The 26986-nt window shown below is 67.6% G+C and carries 26 protein-coding genes and 1 pseudogene; 13 read left to right on the top strand and 14 right to left on the bottom strand.

All coding sequences use genetic code 11. The annotated features are described in order from the left end of the window. Positions 1–25: 25 nt before the first annotated feature. Positions 26–643, bottom strand: a pseudogene (locus tag E5206_RS03915) (cation diffusion facilitator family transporter); the annotation flags it as partial. Positions 644–900: 257 nt separating this feature from the next. Between E5206_RS03915 and E5206_RS03910 the strand changes: the two are divergent. From E5206_RS03910 to E5206_RS03885, 6 genes are all read left to right on the top strand, one after another. Beyond that, positions 901–1617, top strand: a complete 717-nt coding sequence (locus tag E5206_RS03910; protein WP_136321344.1) for an FCD domain-containing protein — start codon at positions 901–903, stop codon at positions 1615–1617. Between the two features lie 47 nt (positions 1618–1664). Beyond that, positions 1665–2720 (top strand): asparaginase, encoded by a 1056-nt coding sequence (locus tag E5206_RS03905; RefSeq protein WP_136321343.1) that lies wholly within the window; start codon positions 1665–1667, stop codon positions 2718–2720. An 8-nt stretch (positions 2721–2728) separates the two neighbouring features. Continuing rightward, positions 2729–4156 (top strand): aspartate ammonia-lyase, encoded by a 1428-nt coding sequence (locus E5206_RS03900; RefSeq protein WP_240689931.1) that lies wholly within the window; start codon positions 2729–2731, stop codon positions 4154–4156. 37 nt (positions 4157–4193) lie between these two features. Then, positions 4194–5720 carry an amino acid permease gene (locus E5206_RS03895; RefSeq protein ID WP_136323950.1) on the top strand — a complete coding sequence of 509 codons (1527 nt, stop codon included), beginning with the start codon at positions 4194–4196 and terminating at the stop codon, positions 5718–5720. 122 nt (positions 5721–5842) lie between these two features. After that, positions 5843–7159 (top strand): GNAT family N-acetyltransferase, encoded by a 1317-nt coding sequence (locus E5206_RS03890; RefSeq protein ID WP_136321342.1) that lies wholly within the window; start codon positions 5843–5845, stop codon positions 7157–7159. A gap of 105 nt (positions 7160–7264) precedes the next feature. Continuing rightward, positions 7265–7918, top strand: coding sequence for a hypothetical protein (locus E5206_RS03885; RefSeq protein WP_136321341.1), 654 nt, complete (start codon positions 7265–7267; stop codon positions 7916–7918). Positions 7919–7940: 22 nt separating this feature from the next. On the opposite strand, the gene E5206_RS03880 is transcribed toward E5206_RS03885, so the two are convergent. Both E5206_RS03880 and gluQRS read right to left on the bottom strand, forming a co-directional pair. Next, complete coding sequence (locus tag E5206_RS03880; RefSeq protein ID WP_136321340.1) at positions 7941–8630, bottom strand: HD domain-containing protein; 690 nt, start codon at positions 8628–8630, stop codon at positions 7941–7943. A gap of 9 nt (positions 8631–8639) precedes the next feature. Then, positions 8640–9536, bottom strand: coding sequence for a tRNA glutamyl-Q(34) synthetase GluQRS (gluQRS, locus tag E5206_RS03875; RefSeq protein ID WP_136321339.1), 897 nt, complete (start codon positions 9534–9536; stop codon positions 8640–8642). A 353-nt stretch (positions 9537–9889) separates the two neighbouring features. Here gluQRS and E5206_RS03870 point away from each other — a divergent pair, with 353 nt between their 5' ends. Next, on the top strand, positions 9890–10348 hold the full coding sequence (locus E5206_RS03870; RefSeq protein ID WP_205760049.1) for an Lrp/AsnC family transcriptional regulator: 459 nt from the start codon (positions 9890–9892) through the stop codon (positions 10346–10348). 21 nt (positions 10349–10369) lie between these two features. Here E5206_RS03870 and E5206_RS03865 read toward each other — a convergent pair whose 3' ends face one another. Continuing rightward, complete coding sequence (locus E5206_RS03865) at positions 10370–10825, bottom strand: Lrp/AsnC family transcriptional regulator (RefSeq protein WP_136321338.1); 456 nt, start codon at positions 10823–10825, stop codon at positions 10370–10372. Positions 10826–10942: 117 nt separating this feature from the next. On the opposite strand from E5206_RS03865, the gene E5206_RS03860 reads away from it, so the two are divergent. Beyond that, positions 10943–11626 carry a LysE family translocator gene (locus E5206_RS03860; RefSeq protein WP_136321337.1) on the top strand — a complete coding sequence of 228 codons (684 nt, stop codon included), beginning with the start codon at positions 10943–10945 and terminating at the stop codon, positions 11624–11626. A gap of 18 nt (positions 11627–11644) precedes the next feature. On the opposite strand, the gene E5206_RS03855 is transcribed toward E5206_RS03860, so the two are convergent. From E5206_RS03855 to E5206_RS03835, 5 genes are all read right to left on the bottom strand, one after another. Beyond that, complete coding sequence (locus E5206_RS03855; protein WP_240689929.1) at positions 11645–12001, bottom strand: nuclear transport factor 2 family protein; 357 nt, start codon at positions 11999–12001, stop codon at positions 11645–11647. Between the two features lie 39 nt (positions 12002–12040). Next, positions 12041–13018 carry a hypothetical protein gene (locus tag E5206_RS03850; protein ID WP_136321336.1) on the bottom strand — a complete coding sequence of 326 codons (978 nt, stop codon included), beginning with the start codon at positions 13016–13018 and terminating at the stop codon, positions 12041–12043. Between the two features lie 31 nt (positions 13019–13049). Next, positions 13050–13550 (bottom strand): DUF456 domain-containing protein, encoded by a 501-nt coding sequence (locus tag E5206_RS03845; RefSeq protein ID WP_136321335.1) that lies wholly within the window; start codon positions 13548–13550, stop codon positions 13050–13052. A 146-nt stretch (positions 13551–13696) separates the two neighbouring features. Further along, positions 13697–14908 (bottom strand): NADP-dependent malic enzyme, encoded by a 1212-nt coding sequence (locus E5206_RS03840; RefSeq protein WP_205760000.1) that lies wholly within the window; start codon positions 14906–14908, stop codon positions 13697–13699. Between the two features lie 302 nt (positions 14909–15210). Then, positions 15211–15828, bottom strand: a complete 618-nt coding sequence (locus E5206_RS03835; protein WP_136321334.1) for a TetR/AcrR family transcriptional regulator — start codon at positions 15826–15828, stop codon at positions 15211–15213. Between the two features lie 249 nt (positions 15829–16077). Here E5206_RS03835 and rraA point away from each other — a divergent pair, with 249 nt between their 5' ends. Together rraA and E5206_RS03825 are read left to right on the top strand one after the other, a co-directional pair. Next, positions 16078–16554 carry a ribonuclease E activity regulator RraA gene (gene rraA, locus E5206_RS03830; protein WP_136321333.1) on the top strand — a complete coding sequence of 159 codons (477 nt, stop codon included), beginning with the start codon at positions 16078–16080 and terminating at the stop codon, positions 16552–16554. Between the two features lie 106 nt (positions 16555–16660). After that, complete coding sequence (locus E5206_RS03825) at positions 16661–18322, top strand: MDR family MFS transporter (protein ID WP_136321332.1); 1662 nt, start codon at positions 16661–16663, stop codon at positions 18320–18322. Positions 18323–18402: 80 nt separating this feature from the next. On the opposite strand, the gene E5206_RS03820 is transcribed toward E5206_RS03825, so the two are convergent. From E5206_RS03820 to E5206_RS03805, 4 genes are all read right to left on the bottom strand, one after another. Further along, complete coding sequence (locus E5206_RS03820) at positions 18403–18852, bottom strand: MarR family transcriptional regulator (protein ID WP_136321331.1); 450 nt, start codon at positions 18850–18852, stop codon at positions 18403–18405. A gap of 116 nt (positions 18853–18968) precedes the next feature. Next, positions 18969–20117: a mannitol-1-phosphate 5-dehydrogenase gene (locus E5206_RS03815; RefSeq protein WP_136321330.1), complete on the bottom strand. Its 1149-nt coding sequence runs from the start codon at positions 20115–20117 to the stop codon at positions 18969–18971. After that, positions 20117–22090 (bottom strand): PTS mannitol transporter subunit IICBA, encoded by a 1974-nt coding sequence (locus E5206_RS03810; RefSeq protein ID WP_136321329.1) that lies wholly within the window; start codon positions 22088–22090, stop codon positions 20117–20119. Before E5206_RS03810 ends, E5206_RS03815 begins: the two co-directional genes overlap by 1 nt. Before the next feature lie 58 nt (positions 22091–22148). Next, complete coding sequence (locus E5206_RS03805; protein ID WP_136321328.1) at positions 22149–22877, bottom strand: TetR/AcrR family transcriptional regulator; 729 nt, start codon at positions 22875–22877, stop codon at positions 22149–22151. Between the two features lie 143 nt (positions 22878–23020). Between E5206_RS03805 and ptsP the strand changes: the two genes are divergently transcribed. The 3 genes from ptsP (at position 23021) to E5206_RS03790 (ending at position 25576) form a co-directional block, all read left to right on the top strand. Next, positions 23021–24706, top strand: coding sequence for a phosphoenolpyruvate--protein phosphotransferase (ptsP, locus tag E5206_RS03800; RefSeq protein ID WP_136321327.1), 1686 nt, complete (start codon positions 23021–23023; stop codon positions 24704–24706). 84 nt (positions 24707–24790) lie between these two features. Continuing rightward, complete coding sequence (locus E5206_RS03795) at positions 24791–25216, top strand: helix-turn-helix domain-containing protein (protein ID WP_136321326.1); 426 nt, start codon at positions 24791–24793, stop codon at positions 25214–25216. 96 nt (positions 25217–25312) lie between these two features. Beyond that, a complete protein-coding gene (locus tag E5206_RS03790; protein ID WP_205759999.1) occupies positions 25313–25576 on the top strand; it encodes a hypothetical protein in 264 nt (87 codons plus the stop codon). A gap of 18 nt (positions 25577–25594) precedes the next feature. On the opposite strand, the gene E5206_RS03785 is transcribed toward E5206_RS03790, so the two are convergent. Beyond that, complete coding sequence (locus E5206_RS03785) at positions 25595–26815, bottom strand: PucR family transcriptional regulator (protein ID WP_136321325.1); 1221 nt, start codon at positions 26813–26815, stop codon at positions 25595–25597. Between the last annotated feature and the right edge of the window lie 171 nt (positions 26816–26986).

Below are 26986 nucleotides of genomic sequence, written 5' to 3'. Positions count from 1 at the left end.
CCCTGAAAACGGCCCTAAGTACGTGTCAGATGGGCTGAGGGGGACGCGTCACGGCGGGCACCACCGTCACCGAGTCGAGGTGCGGAAGCGCGGCCCTCGCGCCCTCCTCCAGCTTGGGGGCCAGCGAGGCAAGCTCCGCCAGCCGGGAGTCAGGGGCGATGGGGACGGTGATCTCGGCGTGGAGCCGGTGCCCGGACCAGCGCAGCCGCGAGCTTCCCCCGCCCAGCGAGTGTTCCCGGACGACGGCGGCGAGCCTGTCGCTCAGCTCAGGATCGACGCCGTCCATCAACCGGCGCCCGACGTCGCGCATGGCGCCCCACAGCAGGACCACGATGGCGGCGGAGATCAGCAGGCCCACAATAGGATCCGCGAGCGGGAAACCCAGCCAGACGCCGACGACCCCGGCCACCACCGCCAGGGAGGTGAAACCGTCCGTCCGGGCATGGACGCCGTCGGCCACGAGCGCCGGGGAGCCGATCCGGCGGCCGACGCGGATCCGGTAGACCGCCACAAGCTCGTTCCCGGCAAAACCGAGCAGCCCGGCCGCAAACACCCAGCCGAGGTTCTGGACCGGTTGGGGTTCGAACAGGCGGCGGATGGATTCGACGGCGGCCACGATCGCCGAAAGCGCGATCATCGCCACAGTAGCCGGCTTCCCGACCCTCTCGGCCAGGCGTTGACCGGCATCTCGCCCTCCCCCAACGCCCGTATCAGCCTGACCCGGGTGGCGTCAGGCAGCATGGCGAACACCTCAACGGCCAGTTCCACGTGCGGGCTGTCCAAACCAATTTACATATATGCATCTATACGCAGATTCTTTCATACATCAACCCCCTGCCTGACTGGCCTGAATCAATAAAGGTGTTGACACCATAGTGTGATCCATGCCATATTAGTTGCGTGAACCTGTCAGACAGCCGGACAGCCGGATATCAAAGCGAAGGAACCATCACTCCGCTTGCCCGCCTCAGCGCCGCCGAGGCCGTTTTCAACGCCATTCGCGGCGACATCGAAAGCGGCAGGGTAGCCGTTAGCGCCAAGCTCAGCTCCGAGGCCGCGCTTGCACAGCAGTACGGCGTCAGCCGCTCCGTGGTCCGTGAGGCGCTGCGGTCCTGCAACGCGCTGGGCCTGACAGTCACGAGGACGGGCAAGGGGACGTTCGTCGTCGCCAACCAAGTGGCCAATGACCTTGTGCTCGGCCAGTTCTCTGCCCGGGACCTCACCGAGGCGCGCCCGCACATCGAAATCCCTGCCGCAGGCCTGGCAGCCGAACGCCGATCCGCCGAGGACCTGGACACCCTGCGAAGCATGGTGGCCTCCATGGCGGTGGAGTCCGATCCGGAAGCCTGGGTCACCCTCGATTCCAGCTTCCACGCAGCGATCGCCCGGGCCAGCGGCAACAAGGTATTCGAAAGCGTCGTGGCGGACATCCGCGATGCCCTGGCGCACCAGTCCGAAACGCTGAACCTGGTGACCGACCGCCAGCTCGCGTCGGACCACGAACACCAGCGCATCCTGCAGGCCATCGAAGCGGGCAATGCCGCCGACGCCCGCGCCGCCATGAGCGAGCACCTCCATGCCGTGGGCGTGGCCCTCGATTCCATCCTCAGCGAGTAACCAGCGCCCGATCACCGCCAGCGCCCAGTCACCACCACAAGGATTCCATGTCCCTCCCTGCCTTAGCCGAAAACGCCCCCAACCGGGAGCTCGGCCGCCTCCCGCGGCACGTTCCCCTGGCCGCCCAGACCCGCGGCGGACTCGTTGAAAGCATCCATTACGGTTCACTGATCGCCACCGCGGGGGAAGCATCGGGCACCCGCACCCTGCTCTCCGCCGGCGACCCCCTGGCGCCCTTCTACCCGCGCTCCGCGCTCAAGCCGCTGCAGGCCGTGGCCATGGTCCGGGCGGGGCTGGACCTGCCTGCGGACCTCCTGGCTCTCACCGCTGCCAGCCATTCCGGCGCGGCCATGCACCGCGACGGCGCCGCCCGGATCCTTCAGATCCACGGCCTCACGGCAGCAGACCTCCAAAACAGCACCGATCTCCCCTACGGCCCCAGCGAGCGCGAGGAATGGCTGCGGGGCGGCGGCGTGCCCACGCAACTGACCCAGAACTGCTCGGGAAAGCACGCCTCCATGGCCGCCACGTGCGTCATCAACGGCTGGCCGGTGCGGGGATACCTCGACCCAGCACACCCCCTGCAGCAGCTCGTGGCCGGGACCGTCCGCGAACTCACCGGCGAGGACCCGTCCCGCATCACCACCGACGGCTGCGGCACCCCGCTCTTCGCCCTGACGCTTCGCGGCATGGCCCGCGCCTTCGGACGCCTGGCTGCTGCCCAAACGAGCGGCGGCGACGCCACAGCCGAAAGCCCGGAGGCCGCCGTCGCGCAAGCGATGCGCCAGTATCCGGAGATGGTGGCCGGAGAAGGGCGGGACGTTACCGAACTGATGCGCCTGGTGCCCGGTCTGCTGGCCAAGGACGGCTTCGAAGGCGTGCAGCTGGTCGGACTGCCGGACGGGCGCGCCGTCGCGCTGAAGATTTCCGACGGCGGCGACCGCGCCCGCATGCCCGTCACCATCCGTGCACTTGAGGCGCTCGACGTCGACACCGCGCCGCTCGCACGAATCGCCGCCCAGACCGTCCTGGCCGGTGGCCGCCCCGTGGGGCAACTTCAGCCCACCGATTTTCTCACTACCACCACACCCGAATCCCATTGAGGACACCCATGACTGCCGCCGCTGCCAGCATCACTACCCGCATGGATTTTCGCTCCGAGCACGATCTGCTCGGGGACCGCGATGTGCCCGCCGACGCGTACTGGGGTGTCCACACACTCCGCGCCGTGGAAAACTTCCCCATCACCGGTCAGCCGCTGTCCTCCAACATGTACCTGGTCCGCGGGCTGGCCGCCGTCAAGATGGCGGCAGCCCGCACCAACCGCGAGCTCGGGCTCCTGGACGCCGAGCGCGCCCAGGCGATCGAGGACGCCTGCATGGATGTGCTGAGCGGCAAGCTCAGCGAGCAGTTCGTGGTGGACGTCATCCAAGGCGGCGCCGGGACGTCCTCGAACATGAACGCGAACGAGGTCATCGCCAACCGGGCCCTGGAAATCCTGGGCCGCCCGAAGGGCGACTACGCACGGCTGCACCCGAACGACCACGTAAACCTCAGCCAGTCCACCAACGACGTCTACCCGACGGCGGTGAAGCTGGGCACCATCTTCGCCGCCCGGGAACTGTTGGAGGCCCTCACCGAACTGGAGGAGGCCTTCGCCGCCAAGGCCGTGGAGTTCCGCACCGTGGTGAAGATGGGACGCACGCAACTGCAGGACGCCGTGCCCATGACCCTGGGCCAGGAGTTCGGCAGCTACGCCGTGACCATCGGCGAGGACCGGCTGCGGCTGGCCGAGGCGGACCTGCTCATCCACGAGATCAACCTGGGTGCCACGGCGATCGGCACCGGGCTGAACGCTCCCGCCGGGTATGCCGAGGCGGCCTGCCGGCACCTGGCCGATATCACCGGCCTGCCCCTGGTCACCGCTGCGGACCTGATCGAGGCCACCCAGGACGTGGGCGCCTTCGTGCACCTCTCCGGGGTGCTCAAGCGCGTGGCTGTGAAGCTGTCCAAGATCTGCAACGACCTCCGGCTTCTCTCCTCCGGCCCGCGGGCCGGCTTCGGCGAAATCAACCTGCCCGCCGTGCAGTCCGGCTCCTCCATCATGCCCGGCAAGATCAACCCGGTGATCCCGGAGGTGGTGAGCCAGGTGGCCTATGAGGTCATCGGCAATGACGTCACCATCACCATGGCCGCCGAAGCCGGGCAGCTCCAGCTCAACGCGTTCGAACCGATCATCGTCCATTCCCTCCACAAGAGCATCTCCCACCTGGAAGCCGCCTGCCGCACCCTGACGGCCCGCTGCGTCCGGGGCATCACCGCCAACACCGAGCACCTCCGCCTCACGGTGGAACAGTCAATCGGCCTCGTCACCGCACTGAACCCCCGACTTGGCTACGCCACGGCCACGGCCATCGCGCAGGAAGCGCTCGCCACCGGCAAGGGCGTTGCGGAGCTCGTGCTCGAACACGGGCTGCTCACCGCCGAGCAGCTCGAAGACCTCCTCAGCCCGCAGCGCCTGGCCAACCTGAGCAAGTAGACAAAGGATTCGTATGACACAGCAGCAAGCGGCCGCCATGCAGAAACCGGCCCTTACCGACCACACCATTCCGGCGCATGCCCATGCCTCCGAAGCCACCCTCCATGTCGAGGATGAGGGCTACCACAAGGGCCTCAAACCCCGCCAGGTCCAGATGATCGCGATCGGCGGCGCCATCGGCACCGGGCTCTTCATGGGCGCCGGCGGCCGCCTGGCCGCAGCCGGCCCGGCCCTGGTCATCAGCTACGCAGTATGCGGATTCTTCGCCTTCATGATCCTCCGCGCCCTCGGCGAGCTGGTGATGCACCGGCCCTCATCAGGTTCCTTCGTCTCCTACGCCCGTGAATTCTTCGGCGAGAAAGCCGCATTCGTCACCGGCTGGCTGTACTGGCTGAACTGGGCCATGACCGCGATCGTGGACATCACCGCCGTCGCGCTTTACATGAATTTCTTCAAGAAATACTGGGCGCCCATCGCCGACGTGCCGCAGTGGACCTGGGCGCTGACCGCACTGCTCCTGGTGCTCGGCCTGAACCTGATCTCCGTCAAGGTGTTCGGCGAACTCGAGTTCTGGTTCGCACTCATCAAGGTGGTGGCCCTCGTGACCTTCCTGCTGGTCGGCATCTACTTCGTCCTCTTCGGCACCCCGGTGGATGGACAGCAGGTGGGCTTCAGCCTCATCGCTGACAACGGCGGCATGTTCCCCAATGGCTTCCTGCCCGCGATCGTGGTGATGCAGGGTGTGGTGTTCGCCTACGCCTCGATCGAACTGATCGGCACCGCCGCCGGCGAAACCGAAAACCCGGAAAAGATCATGCCCAAGGCCATCAACACAGTGGTTGTCCGGATCGCGGTGTTCTACGTCGGTTCCCTGGTACTGCTCTCCCTCCTGCTCCCCTATACCTCGTACAAGGCCGGCGAAAGCCCGTTCGTCACGTTCTTCGGCTCCATCGGAGTGGAGGGCGCGGACGCCATCATGAACCTGGTGGTCCTCACGGCGGCACTGTCCTCCCTGAACGCCGGCCTGTACTCCACCGGCCGCATCATGCGCTCCATGTCCGTCGCCGGCTCGGCCCCGAAATTCGCCGCACGCATGAACAAGGCGGGCGTGCCCTACGGCGGTATCGCCCTCACCGCGGCAGTGGCGGTTCTCGGCGTGGTGCTGAACGCGCTGGTTCCGGCTGAAGCGTTCGAGATCGTGCTGAACGTCGCATCCCTGGGCATCATCAGCACGTGGGGCATGATCGTCCTGTGCCAGATGCAGCTCGCCAGGCTGGCCAAACGCGGCGAGCTGTTGCGCCCGGCTTTCCGGATGCCCGGCGCGCCCGTCACCGGCTGGATCACGCTGGCCTTCCTGTTGGCGGTGCTGGTCCTGATGGCCTTCAACTCACCGGTTGGCACGTGGACCGTCGCCTCGCTTGTGGTCATCATCCCGCTGCTGATGCTCGGCTGGCGGCTCTGCCGCGAGCGTGTGCTGGAACTGGCCGCGGTCCGCGACGGCTTCACCGGACCGTACCCGCTCGTGGCCAACCGGCCCACGGCAGGGTCGCCCGGCGGCAAATAGAACCTCGCCCGCCGCGTGCCGGCGTAATGCAACGCCGCCGCAACCTCTCAACAAAGCTGTTCGCATAAGCTCAACAGACAAGCTCACACCGGCTCAGCGACGAACCATACGGGAGACACCTCATGACCACCTGGCGGATCAGGGATTTTCATTCGGCCGACCTCGACGGCATCCTGCACCTCTGGGAATCCCTCAAGGCCACGAACGTGGAGCCGGTCTACGCGCTTTCGGAGGTCCTCGCCTCCTGCGAGAAGGACCACGCCGTCGTCGCGGTGCAGGGCGATCAGGTGGTGGGTGCCGCCGTCGGACGCGCCGCCCATGACCAGGGCTGGATCGTCTTCCTGGCCACGCTCCCCGAGTTCCGCGGCCGCGGGATCGGCACCTCGCTGCTGGCCGCCGTCGAAAACCGGATGGCCCCGCACGGGCTGAACAAGCTCTCCGCGCTGATGCCCGAATCCGAAACCCGAGTGGAGGCCTTCCTGGGCCGCGGCTTCGTGCTCAAGAAAAACCTGCGCTACTTCGAACGCAAGATCCCGGTCCAGCGGCAGGAGCTCGAACCGCTGGGCCAGCTGGGCGGCCGGATCCTGGCCCGCGACCTCTGGGAAAACGTGGCGGGCATGCGCAAGGAAAAGGAACTGCTGGAACGGCGCCTCGTGCTGCCGCTGGCCGAGGCCGATCTCGCCGATGAATACGGCGTGGTGCCGCCGCGCGCCGTCGTCCTCTTCGGTCCTCCCGGCACCGGCAAGACGACCTTCGCGAAGGCGATCGCCTCCCGGCTGGAGTGGCCGTTCGTGGAGGTATTCCCGTCCCGGCTGGCCTCCGACCCCAAGGGCCTGGCCGGCGCGCTGCGCGAGACGTTCCTGGAGATTGCCGAGCTGGAGCACGCCGTCGTGTTCATCGACGAGGTGGAGGAGATCGCCGCGCAGCGTTCGGGCGAACCGCCGTCGCCGCTGCAGGGCGTCACCAACGAGCTGCTCAAGATCATTCCGGCGTTCCGCGAACAGCCCGGCCGCCTGCTGGTCTGCGCCACCAACTTCATCCGGGCCCTGGACACAGCGTTCCTGCGCCACGGCCGGTTCGACTACGTGATTCCCATCGGCCTGCCCGACCGCCAGGCCCGCGAGGCCATGTGGCAGCGCTTCATCCCCGCCACCGTGGTGGACGACGTGGATGTGGAGCTGCTGGTGGACCGCACCGAGGGCTTCTCCCCCGCGGACATCGAGTACGCGGCCCGGAGCGCCTCCCAGCGGGCCTTGGAAAAGGCGGTGTACGACGACGGCGGCGCGGCTTCGAGCGGCAGCGTCTCCGTCCGTGAGGCCGTCCGGAAGGGCCCGGCAACCCAGGATTACCTGGACGCGATTGGTGACACCCGCACCACGGTGAGCGACGAGGTCCACGAGCAATTCCTCGAGGACATCGACGCCCTGGGCCGGGTGTAGCCGCACCTCAAAAGCAACGCGGGGTCAGATACGGCCCATGTCGGGCCCCGGGATCGGCGCTAGGTGACCCCGCGTTGCATTCAATCCTGAGCCCGGGAGGCACCCTTGACCCTCTTCTTGACGATTCTCAGCGGCGTCGCCTGGACCGTGGTGTACGCCGACGCCATCAGGGTTGGATTCAGGGACAAGAGCTACGCGATCCCTGCCGCCGCGCTGTGGCTGAATTTCGCCTGGGAAGCCATCTACGCCGTACGCTCCGTCGCCACCGGAATCTCCGTCCAGGGCGTTTTCAACATCGTGTGGGGGCTGGCCGACGTCGTGATTGTGTATACCTTCCTCAGGTTCGGCAGATCCGAGCTGCCGGACTGGGTGACGCGGAGGCTCTTCATCGGCTGGACGCTCCTGCTGGGCGTCACATCGTTCGCCGTGCAACTGCTGTTCGTGGCGGCGTTCGGCTGGGAGGAGGCGTCCCGGTATGCGGCGTTCCTGCAGAACCTCCTGATGTCCGGGCTGTTCATCGCGATGTTCGCGGCCCGCGGCGGACTCCGGGGGCAGTCGCTGCTGATCGGCGTCGCGAAGTGGATCGGGACGCTGGCGCCCACCATCGTCTTCGGCTGGTACGGGAATTCGCCGCTCATCCTCGGCGTCGGCGCCCTCTGCAGCGTCTTTGACCTCGTCTATATAGCCCTTCTGTGGCGGGCAACCATAACGCGGGGTCAGCTACGGCCCATGATGGGCCCCGGGATGGGCGCCAAATGACCCCGCGTTGGCAGGCAGGCAGTCAGTCCTGTTCGGCGTCCGCGGTCCCCAAGCCCCCGGAAGGGCGTTCGACCGGCGCATCGTCCTCCGCTACAGGTTCGTAGGACAGGTTCTCGTAGTCGGTGTCGTCCGCCTCGTCGAGCATGTCGTCGAGTTCCTCGAGCAGCCACGGATTAACCCGGGCAAGGATCTTCCGGGTTTCCTCCACGGGAACGGCGGCGTAGAGCACCGGGCGGGCGTCGTCGTAGCGGGTGACCGGCGGCTTGTCCGGCCACTTCTCCGCCAGCGCCTTGACCCGTCCGGGCAGTGAATTGTGCGCGTTGTCCGCGATCTTCACCAGGCTGGCGTCGTGGTCCTCGGCGATGTAGCGGATGCCGGCCTGGTAATCGTCGGGGTTCTCGTGGAAGCGCTTCGTGACGCGCTCGATGATGCCCACGGCACGGTCGGAAACGCCCATGTCCAGCAGCGCCTGCCGCGTCATCGGGGTGTCCTCGGCGATGTCATGCAGGTAGCCGGCAATCCGGATGTCATCGTCGAAGTCAGCCAGCGCATCGCCCACCGCCAGCACGTGCTCGCGGTAGGGCCGCTTGAGCTTGTCCTTCTGCCGGTTGTGCGCCACCTCGGCCAGGACCTTGGCCGTCTCAACGGTGAAGCGGGGCTGAGTGGACTGTGGCTCAGGAGAGCTTGCTTCCAAGAATTCTGGTTCTGACATCCTCCCAGCCTACGCGCCGCGCCCGTGCATCTGCGGCCACACCCAGGGTTCCCGCGGCAGCGCGGCAGGGTCAAAAACGGCAAGCGCCCGCTCCAGCGGCCCGGCCGGCAGCCCGAGGGAGGCCAGCAGCCTGTCCCGCACCTGGTCCACCGGCACGCCGGCCGACGCCAGGTCGGCGAGCGTCACGGCGCCATCCCGCTTGGCCAGCCGGGCGCCGTCGGCGTTCAGCACCAGCGGAACATGCGCATATTCCGGGACCGGAATATCCAATAGGGCCGCAAGGTAGGCCTGCCGGGGCGTGGAGGGCAGCAGGTCCTCGCCCCGGACCACCTGGTCGATGCCCTGCGCGGCGTCGTCCACCACCACGGCCAGGTTATAGGCCGTCACGCCGTCGTTGCGCCGGAGCACGAAGTCATCCACGATTCCGGTGTAGCTTCCGTGCAGCACATCCTGCACCGTCGCTGCAGTCACCCCGGATCGGAGCCGGATCGCCGCGGGCCGGGCGGCGCGTTTGGCCTCGCGTTCGACGGCGGAGAGGCCGCGGCAGGTGCCCGGATAGGCGCCCTGCGGCGCATGCGGCGCGGAGGGGGCCTCCTGGATTTCCCGGCGCGTGCAGAAGCACTCATACGTCAGGCCCGCCGCCGCCAGCCGGCCGATCGCTTCCGAGTACAGCGGCTCCCGGTCCGTCTGGCGTACGACGCCGCCGTCCCAACTCACGCCGATCGCCGCCAGATCGCGGAGCTGCTCCGCCTCGGCGCCGGCCCGGGCACGGTCCAGGTCCTCCACCCGCATCAGGAACCGCCGGCCGGTGGACCGGGCAAAGAGCCACGCGAGGATGGCCGTCCGGAGGTTGCCCACGTGGAGTTCGCCGGAGGGGCTGGGGGCAAAGCGGCCTGCAGACGTCATGGCACCACCCTATTCCCGGCAGGACAGCAGCAAGACAAGAGCCCCTCAGCTACCGATGACTTCGGAAAAACCGACGTCGGTGGCTCAGGGGCTCTTGCCAGTGGAGTGCGGAAAATATTGTGCGGAGTGACGATGCGTGAACAAGAGTCAATCAGCGGCGGGTTCCTTGCGGGAAGCCTGATCGAGGGTCCGGGTGGTGTGCCGGGGTGCCTGTAGCCGTTGGGATCCGGCGGTGGCCAGCGTCCCTTGTTGTCACCATTTCAACAGAAGCCCTACAGTTGGTGCAACAGACTTCCACTGCACTGGTCAATCTGACCAATACCAGCCATGCCAACGGACAGGAAGTGGTCATTTTGCAGGAACTCGACCCGACGGACCGGCGGATCCTCGTCGCCCTCGATGCGGACCCCCGGGTGCCGATCATGGTGCTGGCCCAGAAGCTGGGGCTCGCACGCGGCACCGTGCAGTCGCGCCTGGAGCGGATGACGGCGTCGGGCGCCCTGCGCCCGAACAGCAGCCGGGTGCTGCCGTCCGCGCTGGGCCGGGGCGTGGCGGCGGCGGTGAGCGCCGAACTGGACCAGAGCCACCTGAATGAGGCCATCGCCGCCCTGCGGAACATCCCGGAGGTGCTCGAATGCCATGCGCCGGCCGGCGATACCGACCTGCTGATCCGTGTGGTGGCCAGGAGCCCGGACGACCTGTACCGGGTTTCCGAAGAGATCCGGCTGTGCCCGGGGATCGTACGGACGTCCACGAGCATGTTCCTGCGCGAGGTCATCCCGTACCGGACCACGGGGCTGCTGGACACCTGAGCCCGCCACACGGTAGCGGATTCAGACCGGCGGGCCGGTGTTGGCTTTCAGGTTCTTCATCACCAGCGTTGAGGTCAGGCGTTCGACGCCGGGCAGGGACGTCAGTTCGCTGTCGTAGAACCGCTGGTAGGCCGGCAGGTCCTCCGCGATGACCTTGAGCAGGTAGTCCGGCGAGCCGAACAGCCGCTGCGCCTCCACGATGTTCGGATTGTCCGCGACCCGGTTCTCGAAGATCTCCATCGTGGCCCGGTCCACCTGCCGGAGCGTGACGAACACGATCGCCTCGAAACCGAGCCCGACGGCGGACGGATCGATGTCCGCGCGGTAGCCCCGGATGACGCCCGAGGCCTCCAGATCCCGCAGCCGCCGATGGCAGGGCGCCACGGTGAGGCCCACCTTCGCGGCGAGCGCGGTGGCAGTCATCCGCCCGTCCTCTTTGAGGTAGCGCAAAATATTTCTGTCGACGGCGTCAATCACGCAATAATTTTACCCAGACCCGGTATTTCCCCGCTAAATCAGGGAACACTTCTGGCGCGAAATTTCCTAGAGTTACTCCTGTACCCGCCGGGGGTACCCGCGCAACAGGAGTCCGCCGTGAACACCCAGCTTTTCCTCGCCTTTATCGCGGTTGCCGTCGCCCTGGCCTGCACCCCGGGCGTCGACTGGGCCTACTCCATCGCAGCCGGGCTGAAGGAGCGCAGCTTCGTCCCCGCCGTGGCCGGGCTCTGCGGCGGCTACGTCGTCCACACGGTGCTCATGGTCGCCGGGCTCGCCGCCCTGCTCACGAACATGCCCGGCGTCCTTGGCTGGCTGACCGTCGCCGGTGCCGCGTACCTGATCTGGCTCGGCGTCGCCACCCTCCGGTCCTGGCGCGGGGCCAGCTTCAACGCCGGCGAAGCCGGCGGGCCCGGCGCTGGGACCACCGGGGCCGCGCCGTCGCCGTCGAACCAGTTCCGGATCTTCCTGCAGGGGATGGGCACCAGCGGGATCAACCCGAAGGGCCTGCTGTTCTTTATCGCCTTGGTCCCGCAGTTCGTCAGCCCCGAGGCCGCGCTTCCGGTCCCGGTCCAGTCCGGGCTGCTGGGCCTGACCTTCGTCCTCCTCGTGGCGGTCATCTACAGCTGCGTGGCACTCCTGGCGCGGAAGCTGCTGCAGTCCCGGCCCGGGGCCGCCCGCCGGGTCACGCTGGCCAGCGGAGTCATCATGCTCGCACTCGGTGCCGTGCTGCTGTCAGAACAGCTCATTCCGGTGCTGAGCGCCGCCGTCCTGCGCGGCTGATTCCGGAGGCCGCTGCCGCTACTTGCGCTGCATGTACCACTCGGTGAAGGACGAGGCTCGTCCATCCCCGGCGAGCTGGATGATCCAGAGGTTGTCGTAGCTGCGCCCGGTCCCCCGGTAGCTGGTGTTGCCCTGGACGAAGGCACGGCCGCCATCAACCCCCAGCAGCTTCCACTCGAAGGTCCAGTCGTCGGGCTCATCCCGGCTCGCGAGCCAGTGTTCCACGATCCGCTCCCGGCCGGTCCATGGCTCGGGTTCGTGCGGGCTGGTCGCGTAGACGGCGTCCTCGGTGAACAGCGCCCGGATATCCTCCGGATCGTTCGACGTCCATGCCGTGATGTAATGCTGCATCCAGCATGCCGCTGCATCTCTCATGCCTTGTTTGTACCCCCTGTGCCGGGGCCCCGCAAGCCGTCAGCCGCCGTCGGCCTGGCCGTATTCCCGGTCCCAGAGTTCGTGCAGTTCCGCGTCCTTCCTGAGCGCCTTCACGGTTTCCAGCTCGGCCGGTTTCCGGCGCTGCCACTCCCGTGGATCCAGGGACTTCCGTCCGGTGTCCAGCAGGAGCAACGCACGGTCCGTCAGTGCATCATTGCGCAGCGAAAAGTCAGTCTTCCGGCGGCGCAGGACCTCCTGCAGCGCGGACCGCGCACCGTCGTAGTCCCCGACTTTCCGCAGCGAGCGGGCCCGCACCAGCAGCAGCGCCGCCGAAAGGTCGTCGCCGTTGAGCAGCCCCTCGGTATCCGCCGCCACCTCGGCATCGCGCCTCAGCAAGGCCGCCAGCGAACAGCGCGCCAGCGCGAGCGGCAACGACGGCGGCAGCCCAGTCAGCGCCGCCAGCGCCGCCTCCGTCTGCCCGGTCTCGCGCAACGCGTGGGACAGGGCCAGGAACACCGCCTCCTCGCTGAACAGCACCGGGACCTCGATCCGTTCGGCGACTTGGACGCGGGTGAGCACCCCGGGAAGGAAGACGGAGGCATAGCGGTTGGCGTCGTCGTCGTTCCTCGTCAGCAGGCCACGCTGGAGCAGTTCGGAGGCACGCAGGTGGCTGCCCTGCGAGTAGGCCAGCAGCCCTGCCATGAGGTGGCAGAGCCCGGCCCAGCCAGGGAAGGCGCGGGCGAGGGCGATCAGCCGGTCCGGATCGGCGCCGCCGAAGACGGCACCGTGCACGGCTTTGGCCGCCTTGCCCGGCATCCGGCCCAGCCGGGGAACCGGGCCCTCCACGGCCAGGCTGCCGCGGATCCGTCCGCCCAGGACGCCGGAGACCAGGCCGCCCACGCCATCGGCCAGCCCACGCACGGGCGTCCGCACCACCGCCTTGCGGAAGGGCGTGAGGTCACGGGTGTCGCGGTACAGGACCTGGTGGGGTGCGGATTCTGGGGCTCCGGAGGTCATGCCCCCAATGGTAGTAGGGCGGGGGGCGGTCTCAGGAGGCCGCCGCCACCCAGACGCCGATCAGCCAGGTGCTCGCGGCGAGGCAGGCCAGCCCGAACTCGACGATCATCCCCAGCCCGGTGGCCTTCAGCGCGGCCCAACTGGAGGCCACGGCGCCCCGGAAGGTGCGGGTGCGGTGGAATTCACTGGCCAGCAGTCCGGCGGCAAAGCCGATAACGAGTCCCAGCACGGGGATGATGAGCATTCCGATCGTGCCCAGGACCAGCCCGGCAAGGACGGAGCGGCTGGGGATGTTGTGCTGTTTGAGTTTCCGGCCGGTGAGCACCGCGCTGGAAGCCATCCCGGCCAGCACGAAGACCATGCCGACGCCGAACACGACCCAGCCGGTGGTTCCGGCGCCGCCCCAGAGGGCCCAGGCCAGCAGGCTCAAGCCGATCACGATGCTGCCCGGAAGGACGGGGATGATCGTCCCGGCCACCCCCACGAGGATGGCGAGGCCGCAGAGGATCGTCACGATGGCCTGCGGGTTCATCGCCCCAGTCTATGGTCCGGCCGGGTCCGGCGGGGCGGAGCCGCTTGGGCCACGGGTTAAAGACCGGCGGCGGAGCCTCCCCCAAGAAGGCCCCGCCGTCGTCGTCTATCCGGCCGGCCGCTGACCGGCCGGCGTTGCGCGGTGGACTATTCCGCTTCGACCGCCGCGGCGACGGCCGCAGCCACTGCCGGAGCCACGCGGGGGTCCAGCGGGCTGGGCACGATGTACTCGGCGGAGAGTGCATCTTCCGCCAGTGCCGCGATGGCGCGGGCGGCGGCCAGCTTCATGGCCGGGGTGATCCGGCGGGCGCCGGCGTCGAGGGCTCCACGGAAAATGCCCGGGAACGCCAGGACGTTGTTGATCTGGTTCGGGAAGTCGCTGCGCCCGGTCGCAACGACGGCCGCGTACTTGCGTGCGACCTCCGGCAGGACTTCGGGGTCCGGGTTGGACAGCGCGAAGACGATCGAGTCCTGGCTCATGAGCTTGAGGTGCTCCTCGTCCAGCTTGGAGGAGGAGACACCGATGAAGACGTCGGCGCCGAGCAGCGCCTCGGCGGGGCCGCCGGAGACGCCGCGCGGGTTGCCGAGCCGGGCCAGCTCGGCCTTCTTGCTGGCCCGGTCGGCGGCGATGTCCGCGCGGTCGCTGTTGATGACGCCGCGTGAGTCCAGCAGGACCACGTCCGTGATGCCGGCCGTCAGGAGCATCTGGGCGACGGCGATACCGGCCGCGCCGGCGCCGGAGACCACAACGCGCAGCTTCTCGAGTTCACGTCCGGTCACCTTCGCGGCGCCGGTCAGTGCGGCGAGGACCACGACGGCGGTGCCGTGCTGGTCATCATGCATGACGGGGCAGTCGAGCGCCTCGATCAGCTTTTCTTCCAGCTCGAAGCAACGGGGTGCCGAGACATCCTCAAGGTTGACGGCGCCGAAGCTCGGGCGGAGCCGGACCAGGGTCTCGACGATCTCGTCGACGTCGGTGGTGTTCAGCACCAGCGGGATGGAGTCCAGCTCGCCGAAGGCCTTGAAGAGGGCGGACTTGCCCTCCATGACGGGCAGCGAGGCGCTGGCGCCGATGTCGCCGAGGCCCAGGACGGCGGTGCCGTCACTGACGACGACGACGAGGCGCTGGGCCCAGGTGAGGGTCTTGGCCAACTCCGGGTTGGCGTGGATCGCCCGGCTGACCTGGGCGACGCCCGGCGTGTAGGCAATGGACAGGTCGCGCTTGCTGGCAAGCGGGACGGTGCTGGAAATCGAAAGCTTGCCGCCCTGGTGGGCTGCGAAGATTTCCTCGTCGCTGAGCACGGCTGCCGGCTCTGCGGGGGAAATGGTGTTGGCGGGAATGGTCGTTTCAGTGGACACTTCGTTGTCTCCTGGGGCTCATCGTGGGCTTAAGGCTCATGGAAGCTCAAGCACAGGCATGCTCAAGATGGTCTGGGAACGTCCGCAGCGGCCCCATGGATGGCGGGTCTGCGATAAAGCTCCGGGTACTGCTGGCGGCGGGCCGCGCTTGTCCTGCAATGGTAAACAAAACCGCGGCGGGCTGACGTGTCGCGGGACACAGGGTTGGCGACGGTGAAACGTTTATCCAACAACCTGAGTGAGTGAAATCACCGAAACAAGCGGTTACCGGCCGGTAGTTTATCGCCACTGGTCTAGACCAGTTACGCGGCTTCGGTGGCTTTCGACAGCAAGGAGCAGGCCTTCTTGAGGTCCTCCTCGGCCTCAAAGAGGGACAAGCGGCGGCAGCGGACCGCCTGGACCAGACCGGTGACCGTCAGCAGCAGGACCCGGGAGATGGCGGCGTCGCCGCTCACTGCGGTCACCGCCTTCTCGGCAATGGAGTCGATCTCGCGGAGCAGCCGGGTGGTGTCTGTGTCCTTCACATAGACCACCCGGTTCAGGGACTGCTCCACGGCGGGCTGCATGAGGCGCATGTGGAAGATCTCCATCACCGCCCCGGCCAGCGCGTGGGCCGGTACCTCCCCCGGGGCGTGGACTCCCGCGGCGCCATGTCCCGCGGCCTGCGGGCTGCCGGCCAGAAGCTCCCCGAGCTGCTTGCGGTAAAGCGCCAGCACCAGCTGGGTGGCGGAGGGGAAATAGCGGTACAGCGTCCCCAGCGGAACGTCGGCCCGGGCCGCCACCTCGGAGAGTACGACAGAGTCGAGGCCTTTGCGTGCGAACCCGGCGGCAACCTCGAGAATCCGTGTGTAGCGGATCCGTTGCCTGGGCAGCGTGGGGGGAGGGGCCATCGGTGGAAGATCTGAGTGGAATTCAGGCATCAGCAGCGTTCCGGGGTCGTTTTTTCTCGGCAGCCGGGAGGGTTCCCCCCACAAGCGCTGCCGCGGCAATTCCCGTCAACTATACGCCACAGCAGGGGGCCGGAAGCCAGTCAAACGGCGGCACCGGGGGTGGCTGGCGGGGCCTGCAGTCCGCCAAAAGCGGCCACTCAGCGGACTGCTGAATCAGCCCGGGCCGGGCTATCGTGGGGATCGACACCGACCACCGAGTTCCAACGCAGGGAGAATCCAGTGACCGCACCAGCCGTCAATACCGCCGATCTTTACGACGAACGCGGCGCGGAGCTCGACTCCGTGGCGCTGCAGTTCCAGTCGCTGGGCGGGCGGTCGCATTTCAGCGGCCCGGTCCGGACCATCCGGTGCTTCGAGGACAACGCCCTGGTCAAGGCCACCCTGGCCACCCCCGGCGACGGCGCCGTCCTCGTGGTCGACGGCGGCGGCTCGCTCCGCACGGCCCTGATGGGGGACATGATCGCCGCGAGCGCCGTCGCGAACGGCTGGGCCGGCGTCGTTATCAACGGCGCGATCCGGGACCGGACGGCGATCGCGGAATTGCCGCTGGGCGTGAAGGCTCTCGGCAGCAACCCGCGCAAGAGCGCCAAGGCCGGCGCCGGGGAGAGCGGCGTGGACCTGGAGATCGACGGCGTGGGAATCCGGCCCGGCGTCATGATCTGGTGCGACCCGGACGGGATCCTGGTCGAACGCTGAGGCCTTACTGCCCGGGGAGGTGGCAGCGGGAACAAAGCAGCCCGTAACATAGTTACTGAAAGCAACTATCAGCTTGATTCCAAAGAAACTTCCCCTGGGAGCAGTCATGTCCAAAACCACCTCTATGCGCGTGCCAGGAGAGGTCCTGACCCACCGTCAGACCATCACCGTCATGGTGGGACTCATGCTCGGCATGTTCCTGTCCTCGCTGGACCAGACCATCGTGTCCACCTCGATCTACACCATCGCCAACGACCTCGACGGGCTCTCGCTGCAGGCCTGGGCCACCACGGCGTACCTCATCACGTCCACCGTAAGCACCCCGCTCTACGGCAAGCTCAGCGATATCTTCGGCCGCCGGCCGCTGTACCTCGCCGCGATCCTGATCTTCCTGGCCGGCTCGCTGTATGCCGGGTCGGTCCACTCCATGACCGAACTCGCCATCGCCCGTGGCATCCAGGGCATGGGCGCCGGCGGCCTGCTGGCCCTCGCACTGACCATCATCGGGGACATCGTGGCCCTCAAGGACCGCGCCAAGTTCCAGGGCTACTTCATGTCCGTGTTCGGCATTTCCTCGGTGCTGGGACCGGTCATCGGCGGCGCCTTCGCCGGCTCGGCCAACATCCTGGGCTTCGACGGCTGGCGCTGGGTGTTCTTCATCAACCTGCCGATCGGCCTCGCCGCCCTGGCCGTAGTGTTCCTCTACCTGCACCTGCCCGCCAAGCACGAGAAGCAGAAGATCGACTACTGGGGCGCCGCCGCCATCACGCTGGCGATCGTGCCCCTGCTGCTGGTAGCCGAACAGGGCCGCAGCTGGGGCTGGGCCTCGGCCGGCTCACTGCTGTGCATCGGCCTCGGCGTCGTCGGCATCGTCGCGTTCCTGCTCGCCGAGAAGCGCGCCGGCGACTACGCCCTGATCCCGCTGCGGCTCTTCCGGAACATCACCTTCGGCCTGTCCTCGCTGCTGAACTTCATCATCGGCGTCGGCATGTTCGGGGCCATCGCGATGCTCCCGATGTACCTGCAGCTGGTCAAGGGGCTCACCCCCACCGAGGCGGGCCTAATGATGATCACCTTCACGGTAGGCATCCTCTTCGGCTCCATCACGGCAGGCCGGACCATCTCGGCGACGGGCACGTACCGGATCTTCCCCATCCTGGGCACCGCCATCCTGACCGGGGCCGCCGTCGTCATGGGCCTCTCGCTCGGCGCCGACACCCCGCTCTGGGTCCCCGGAGCCATCGCCGTGTTCTTCGGCCTGGGCCTGGGCTTCTGCATGCAGCCGCTCACCCTGGCGATGCAGGTCTCCGTGCCGGCCAAGGACATGGGGGTGGGGACCTCCTCTGCCGCGTTCTTCCGCTCCATGGGCGGCGCCGTGGGCACGGCAGTGTTCATCTCCATGCTGTTCAGCCTCGCTGCGGACAAGGTCGCCAGCGGCATGAAGGACGCCATGCAGAACGCTGACTTCCTCAAGGTCCTGAAGGATCCCGCCGTTGCCGCCGACCCGGCGAATGCGAAGCTCTACGACTTCTTCAAGGGCGGCGCCAGCAACGATTCACTCAATGACACGAGCTGGCTGCACGCGGCGAACCCGACGCTTACCCGGCCCATCACCGAGGGTTTCGCCCAGTCGATCGACGCCGTGATGCTCACCGCCGCCGCGCTCACCGGCATCGCGTTCCTGGTCAGCTTCGCCCTGCCCAAGAAGAAGCTCACCGACCCGAAGGCTGTCGCCAAGGAGGCGGGCGCGGCAGTAGCGGCCCACTAGCCGGTCCGGGAACCGGCCCGCGTCACGGCAGGCAGTCTTGTGGGGCTGCCTGCCGTCGCTGTTTCCCGCCGGGCGCCGGGTCAGGCGTGCAGCGCAGCGTTGATCTTGCCGAACACCGGCAAGGCTGCGTCGAGGGCGGCACGGTCGCCATCCGAGAGCGAAGCCAGGATCCCGGCCATAACGGCGTTGCGGCGCGCGTTGGCGTGTTCGACGGCGGTCCGGCCTTCCCCTGTCAGCGTCACCCGCACGGCACGTGAGTCGTCCGGATCCGCGTCCCGCCTGGCCAGTCCGGCGCGTTCAAGCTTGATGATCTGCTCCGTGGCGCTGGGTACCTTGACACCGAGGTTCCGTGCGATTTCGCCCACCCGGACGCCGTCGTCGAGCAGCATCTTGAGGGTGCTGAGCTGGGCGGCGCTGAGCTCGCCGTCGGCGTCGAGGCGGCGGACCAGGTAGATGGTGAGCCGGAGGGCTTCACGGAAATCCTGGGCGAGGGCGATGAGCCCGGCGTCGGACGGTTCACTGGGGTTCATATTTAGGGAGCCTAACAATTTATCATCGGACCGTCAAGGATCCTGCGGTGCATGCCGCCACCCAACACACGACGCCGGACCCCGCGTGGGTTCCGGCGTCGGCGTCCAGGGACGGTTCAGACCGCGGCCTTGGCCTCTTCCACCAGGGCGGCGACGGCTGGGAACAGCGGGTGGTCCGGGGCCAGACCGGTGATCTTCGCCGTGGCCTCATCCGGGGTGGAGGACGCCAGGATCTGCGCGAGTTCCACGGCTTCGGCGTCGGCCGGGTCGTTGAAGCGCAGGGCCGCGGCGATCGCACCCAGCAGCGCCTCCGGGACGATCCCGCGTTCGGCCAGCTCCGCCGCCGGACCGATGAAGCGTTCGTGCCGGCTGAGCTTGCGCAGCGGCGCCCGGCCCACCCGGTTCACGGTATCCGGCAGGTACGGGTTGGAGAAACGGCCGAGGATCTTCTGGACGTAGGCCTCCTGCTCGTCACGGCTGAAGCCGTGCTTGTGCACGAGCAGTTCCTTGGTCTCGTCCAGGACGGCACGCACATCGGCGGCGACGTCCTGATCGGCCATGGCCTCGGAAATCTTGTCCAGGCCCGCGTCGAAGCCGAAGTACGCGGCCGCGGCATGCCCGGTGTTCACCGTGAACAGTTTCCGCTCGATGTACGGCTCAAGGTTGTCCACGAAGGTCGCCCCCGGGATGACCGGTTCCTTGCCCGCGAACGGGGTGCGGTCGATGACCCACTCGTAGAACGTCTCCACAGTGACATCCAGACCCTGCCCCGCGTCCTGGTTCGGCACGATCCGGTCCACGGCCGTGTTCGCGAACACGGCCGCCGCGTCCAGGGAGCCCGTGGCCGGATCCCACGCGGCGGCAACCTCGGACTTCAGGATGTCCGTCGCATTGATGGCGTTTTCACACGCCATCACCTGCAGCGGAGCCAGTCCCGCGGCCCGGGCGGCGATCCCCTTGGCGATCACGGGGGCCACGAACTTGAGAATGTGCGGCCCGACCGCGGTGGTGACGATGTCCGCCGCCGCGATTTCCCCGATGACGTCCGCTTCCTGCGTGCTGGAGTTCAGCGCACGGAAGTTCTCCACGGTGCGCACGGCGGGGTGCTCCCCCACCTCATGGACCTGGTAACTGTCCGCCGCGGCCAGCCGGGTGATCAGGTCCTCCGCGACATCCGCGAACACCACCTCGTACCCCGCCTCGTGCAGCAGCAACCCCACGAATCCGCGCCCGATGTTTCCAGCCCCGAAATGAACAGCTTTCACTAGGAGTTGACCTTTCCGAACAGGGCCAGGACTTCCTCGACCGTGGTGGCCTCCTCAAGCTGCGCGACCTGGGCCTTGTTCGTGAAGACCTTGGCGATCGAGGACAGGATGTGCAGGTGCTCGTTGTTGATCCCGGCGACACCCACCACGAACTTGACCTCCTTGCCGTTCCAGTCGATCCCGTTCGGGTAGCGGATGACGGACACCGCGGACTTCATGATGTGGTCCTTGGCCGCGTTGGTGCCGTGCGGGATGGCGAGGAAGCTGCCCATATAGGTGGAGACGGATTCCTCGCGTTCGTGCATGGCATCGAGGTAGCCGGAGTCGACGGCGCCGCGGTCCAGGAGGAGCTGTCCGGCCTCGTCGATCGCCGCGTCACGGGTGGTCGCCTTGCCGCTCAGGATGACGCTTTCGGCCACCAGGATGCCGGCCGGGCCGGTTTCCTCGGCCTCCGCTTCCGCGGCGGGCGCGGCAGCCACAGCGGCGCCGGCCGCCCCGGCGTCGGCCTCTGGCGTCCCGGCGGTGTTGCTGCTCTTGACCAGCTCCACGATCTCGTCGTAGCGCGGGCTGTTCATGAAGTTGTCCACCGAAACATGCACCGCGCTGGCGGTCGCGGGCTTGGCCCGCTCGGTCAGGTCCTGGTGGGTGATGACGACGTCGTACGTATCGCTCAGGTTCGCGATGGCGGAATTGGTGACCTTGACGTCGGGGAATCCGGCAGCCTTGATTTTGTTCCGCAGCACCGAGGCGCCCATCGCGCTCGAGCCCATGCCGGCGTCGCACGCAAAGACGATGTTCCTGACCGGCCCGGCGAGCACGGCAACGCCGCCTGCGCCCGCGCCGGCACCCGCGAGGGCGGAGGAGACGGAGCTCTTCTTGCCCTTCATGGATTCCATCCGGGAAGTGGCCGCGCCGAGGTCGTCTTCCTCAGTGGACTTGCTGGACTTGAGGATCACCGAGGCGATCAGGAAGGACACCGTGGCGGCGAGCAGCACCGAGAGTGCCACGCCGAAGTAGCTGTCCTTCGCGGTCGCGGCGAAGACGGCGATGATGCTGCCTGGAGCTGCGGGGGAGCGCAGTCCGGCGCCGGTGACCACGAGGGTGAAGATACCGGTCATGCCGCCGCCGATTGCGGCGAGGATGATGATGGGCTTCATCAGCACGAACGGGAAGTAGATTTCGTGGATGCCGCCGACAAACTGGATCAGCGCAGCTCCCGGTGCCGACGCCTTGGCCAGGCCCTTGCCGAACAGCATGTAGGCGAGCAGGATGCCCACCCCCGGGCCGGGGTTGGCCTCGAGCAGGAACAGGATGGACTTGCCCTGGGTCAGGGCCTGTTCCGTGCCCAACGGGGTCAGGATGCCGTGGTTCACGGCGTTGTTCAGGAACAGGACCTTGGCCGGTTCGATGAAGATGCTGGTGAACGGCAGCAGCCCGTTGTTGACCAGGAATTCGACGACGGAACTGGCGCCGTTGCTGAAGGTCTTCACCACCGGGCCGATCACGAGCATGCCGAAGATGGCCATAACGGCGGCGACGATGCCTGCGGTGAAGTTGTCGATCAGCATCTCGAAGCCGGGCTTGACCTTGTTCTCCCAGAGGCTCTCCAGCTTCATCATGATCCACGCGGTCAGCGGGCCCATGATCATGGCGCCGATGAACATGGGGATGTCCGTACCGACGATCACGCCCATGGTGGCCGCGGCACCGACCACGCCGCCGCGCACCCCATAGACCATCCGGCCACCGGTGTAGCCGATCAGGAGCGGCAACAGGAAGGTGATCATCGGTCCGACGAGTTTGGCCAGGTCCGTGTTGGGCGTGAAGCCTGCCGGAATGAAGAAGGCCGTGATGATGCCCCAGGCGATGAAGGCACCGATGTTGGGCATGATCATTCCGGACAGGAACGTCCCGAACTTCTGGACGCCGACCCGCATGCTGGTCCGGGGTTTCGCAACTGTCTCTGTTGCCATCTGATTTCCTAACCGTCATTCCTGCTGCACCGCAGGATGATCCGATAATTTCGACGAGCTAGCTGGTGGAGCTGGTGGAGATCCGGTGGAGCCATTCGAGGAACAGCTTGAGTTCCGAGCTGGAGAGCTGGTCCGAGTGGGACGCTTGGAGCGCCGCATTCAATGCGATGGCCGCCACGACCACTGACGATTTCCCGGTATCTTCGGGACTGCTGTCCCTGGCCTGCTCCGTGGAAACCGCAAAGATCATGGCGTCGCGGGTCATGGCGGACAGCTCGAGATTGCGCTCGGGCGCCTTTTCCGTGATTAGCATGAGAGTCACGCCCACATTGGCCGCCAGGATGCTCCTGGCCGCTTCCCTGGGCGGGACGTTGAGCTGGCCGGCGACTGCAGCCTTGTTGAGCATCTCTTCCATAAGCGACTCGGCATCGGCGACGATGGCCGGCCTGCTCTCAGGGCGGATATTGCCAAACATGACCAGATACAATTCCGGCTGGTTCAGCCCGAACTGCACATGGTTGTCCCACATCCGCCGGATGTCCTCCAGCGGCTGGCCGGACGGGGCGAAGTCGCGTTCGCCCGCCACATATTCCTCAAAACCTGCGGCGACGACGGCGTCGAACAGCCCCTCCTTGTCGCCGAAGTGGTGATAGAGGGTAGGGGCCGTGACGCCCGCCAGCTGGGTGATCTGGCGGGTCGAGACCGCCGATCCGCCAGAGTTGGCCAGCAGCTCGGCCGCCGCATGCAACAGCCTCGCTTTGGGCGGAAGCTGGCCATCGAAACTCATAACCGCTACCCTAGCACCTATAGCAACGCTATATGAAGTGCATCACATACAATTTTTGCAGGTGCCCCATCGGCCGGCTGACGTAGCTGTCAGCAGGTCCGGCGCCTGGCGAACTGGCTACCGGCAGAGAATGAGGACCTTCAGTGCAGAACTTCCCAGGAGTAGGCGTCAGCCCCGGCCGCATCATCGGCACCATCCGCCAGATGCCGAAACCGGTCAGCGAGCCCCCGGCCGGCGAGCAGCTGCCGTTCGATGTCACGGCGGAGGAGGCCACGGCAGCGCTGAAGACGGCCGCGAAGGCCGTCCATGACGACCTCAAGGCCCGGGCCGCGACGGTCAGCGGCGATGCCAAGGCGGTCCTGGAAGCGACGGCACTCATGGCCTCGGACACCATGCTGCTGAAGTCCGCCACCAAGCTGATCGGCCGTGGCACCTCCAACCAGCGCGCCATCTGGGAGGCCGGCGCCTCGGTCTCGGAAATGCTCCACAACCTGGGCGGCTACATGGCCGAGCGCGCGACCGATGTCCTGGACGTCCGGTCCCGGATCGTCGCCGAACTGCGCGGCGTGCCCGCCCCGGGCATCCCGGCTTCCGCCACCCCGTTCATCCTGATCGCAGAGGATCTTGCCCCGGCCGACACCGCCACCCTGGACCCGGACAAGGTCCTGGCCCTCCTCACCGCCGGCGGCGGCCCGCAGTCCCACACCGCCATCATCGCCCGCTCGCTCGGCCTGCCCGCCGTGGTTGCCGCGGCCGGCGTTGACCAGCTTCCGGACGGCACGGAAGTCTACGTTGACGGGGCCGCCGGCATCATTGTGGTGGATCCCGATGAATCCCAGCGCGCCGCGGCGGCAGCATGGGCCACCACCGCCTCGCTGCTGGCGGCTTTTGACGGCACGGGTTCGACGGCGGACGGGCACCTCGTGCCGCTGCTGGCCAATGTCGGCGGGGCCAAGGACGCCGTGGCCGCCGCGGGCCTGAACGCGCAGGGCGTCGGGCTGTTCCGGACCGAGTTCTGCTTCCTGGAGCGGGACACCGAGCCCACCGTGGAGGAACAGGCCGCCGCCTACAAGGGCGTCTTCGACGCCTTCCCTGGCAAGAAGGTGGTGCTCCGGACCCTCGACGCCGGTGCGGACAAACCTCTGCCCTTCCTGACCGACGCCACGGAGCCCAATCCGGCCCTGGGCGTCCGCGGCTACCGCACCGACTTCACCACCCCGGGCGTGCTGGAACGCCAGCTGCAGGCAATCGCCCGCGCCGAGCAGGACTCCGAGGCCGACGTCTGGGTCATGGCGCCGATGATTTCCACTGCCGAGGAGGCCGCCCGCTTCGCATCGCTTTGTGCCGCGGCCGGGATCAGGACGCCGGGCGTCATGGTGGAGGTCCCGTCAGCGGCCCTCACGGCCGAGGCCATCCTTCGGGAAGTCGCCTTCGCCAGCCTGGGCACCAACGACCTCACGCAGTACGCCATGGCCGCCGACCGGCAGCTCGGCCCGCTCGCTGCGCTGAACACGCCCTGGCAGCCCGCCGTGCTCCGGCTCGTGGGCCTGACGGTTGAGGGATCGATGGCGGAAGGCCACAACAAGCCGGTGGGTGTCTGCGGCGAGGCCGCGGCGGATCCGGCCCTCGCCGTCGTCCTCACCGGGCTCGGCGTCACCACACTGTCCATGACGGCACGCTCGCTCGCGGCCGTCGCCGCCGTTCTCAAGACCGTCACACTGGCCGAGGCGCAGGAGCTGGCCAAGCTGGCGCTGTCCGCGCCGAGCGCCACGGAGGCGCGGGCCTGGGTCCGGGAGAAACTGCCGGTGCTGGAGGAGCTCGGGCTGTAGGGCCCGAAGCCTGCGGGGCGCGGGGCGGGGAACTTGGACGGTCCGGGATGCCGGCCGCGCTGCGGGCCGCGCTAGGATTCAGCCATGGCACTGATCGCACCCCGGGTGGCGGCCGGCCTTCCGGCCGAGGACGCACAGAACCTCCGGTACGCCCTGAGCGGCAGCCACGACATCACGGTGTTCGTGGACGGCACCGTGCACCGGCTGCCCCCGGCGGCGCGGGACGCCGTCGTCGACCTGCTGGGCCGGTTCAGCCGGGGCGAGGCCGTGACGGTCAGCAGCGTCGAAGAAATGCTCACCACCTCCCAGGCCGCGGAGCTGGCGGGCATCTCGCACACCTACCTCCGGAACATGACCGACCGCGGCGAGATCCCGGTGGAGTACCGGGGTACGCACCGTCGCATCCGGCTCGCGGACATCATGGCATGGCTCGAAACGCAGAAGAAGAACGCTCCTCCGGAGGGGGCCGGAGACGGTGCCGCCACAGAGGGTCCCGGCCCACGGGAATGACGGCGGCACGGATGGTTCGTGACGCCCTGATAAGGATCAAGCAACGATCCCGGGCCTGCGCTGAAACGCCAGTGAGCCCGGGGTTACGCTTGAATCGTGGGTAAATTCAGAGGGTGGCACGTCGTGGCCGGCATTGCCGCCATGGCGCTCACGTACGTCCTCGGAACCGCCCTGGGGCTGAACAACACGGCCACCTTCATGTCCAGTTGCGTCGCCTTCGTGGCCGTCTCGCTCTGGATCGACCGCCGGATTTCGCTCCGTAGGAGCAAGGCAGCGAGGGGCGCCGCCCGCCAGCCCGGGCCGGACGGCCATGACACGGGACTGGCCCTCGACGCCGACGCTTCCAAGCGCGAGGGCTGACCCGAAGGCTGGATCTGGCTAGATCCGCGGCCGGCCGGCCCAGCGCCGCGCCTTGAGCGCCGCGTGAAGTTCCAGGCGGACGATTCCCTTCAGCGGATCCACGCCCAGCAGCTGGCGGATCCTGCCCAGCCGGTTGTAGATGCTGCTTCGGTGCAGGTGCAGCTTTTCCGCGACCTCCTGGACCGAGCCGTCGTTGTCGTAGAAGAGTTCCAGGACGGGCAGCAGTTCACCGTTGCGGTCGTGGTCCTCGAGAATGCGGAAGTACACGGATCCCGGATCCGTCCCGGCCCCCATGCCGCCCCCGGCCGAGGCCAGGAGCTGGTAGAAGCCGGTGGCGCGGCAGTCCACGAGTTCACCCAGCTGGGCGTCCACCGCCGCGGCCTGGGCCGCTTGCTTTGACTGCCGGTAGGCCTCGGCCATTTCACGCGGCCTCGAGAAGCCTTCGCTGGTGCCCAGGATGATCCGCCGGACGGCCCGGCCGGCGCGTTTCGCGAGTTCCAGCTGGTAGTGGACCAGGACCTGGGCGTGGTCCGCCCGCCCGGTGGACTCCTTGAAAAGTACGACGGCGTGGGTTTCGGTACCGGCGCTGAACAGTGCCGCGTCCACCCCGATGGTGGCCTGCAGCGCCGCGGAACGGTGGATCAGCCTGGCGGCGATGGGGTCCGGGCCTTCGGCCCAGCCATCGGCGTCGAGCACGGTCACAAGCTGCCAGGGGCCGCGCCCCTGCACTTCCTTCCAGCCGGCCACGGCCGCCACCGCATTCGCCTCGCCGGCGCAGGCGGCCAGGAATTCCTGTTCGCGCCGGCGGCGGAACTCGGATTCGGCGGTGTTGGAGTCCAGCAGCAGCTCGGACAGCTGCTCGAGATCGCGTGCGACCTCCGGCAACTGGAGGAGGACCGACGTCGCACCGGGCTCTTCCTCGTCCAGCTGGACCCAGAGATACCCAACCCGGAAGCCGCGCACCAGCAACGGCACACAGACCCGCCCCAGCATCCCCAGCTCCTCATTGGCCGGCACAACAACGGGACGTACCGCCGTCGCAATCCCGTGTGAGAGCTGCCAGGCGCTGACATCCACCGCCACCCGCTTGCTGAGCAGGAAGTTCACCCGGACCCGGTCCGCGTGGGACTGGTTGGAGCTGTAGGCGAGGAGGAGTCCATCAAGGTCCTCCAGCGAGAGGCCGCGGCCCAGCTTCTGCGCCACCCGCTCCACGAGCTGCTCCACATCCTGCTGCTGCATGCTGCCAGACTACTGCCCCGGCCCGGTCCGAAGCGAACGGACAGCAGGCGACACCTGACGTTTGCTGTCCCGACAAATGTCGAATGCAGGATGGGAAGAACCTTGGAATTCCGGGGAACGGCGATCCGGGCCGGCCTCCAGTTCTGTCGCCTGCATCACAGGCGGATCTAT

It is taken from the genome of Arthrobacter sp. PAMC25564 (assembly GCF_004798705.1).
Lineage (GTDB): Bacteria > Actinomycetota > Actinomycetes > Actinomycetales > Micrococcaceae > Arthrobacter.
This window is presented reverse-complemented; position numbering and strand designations above follow the sequence as displayed.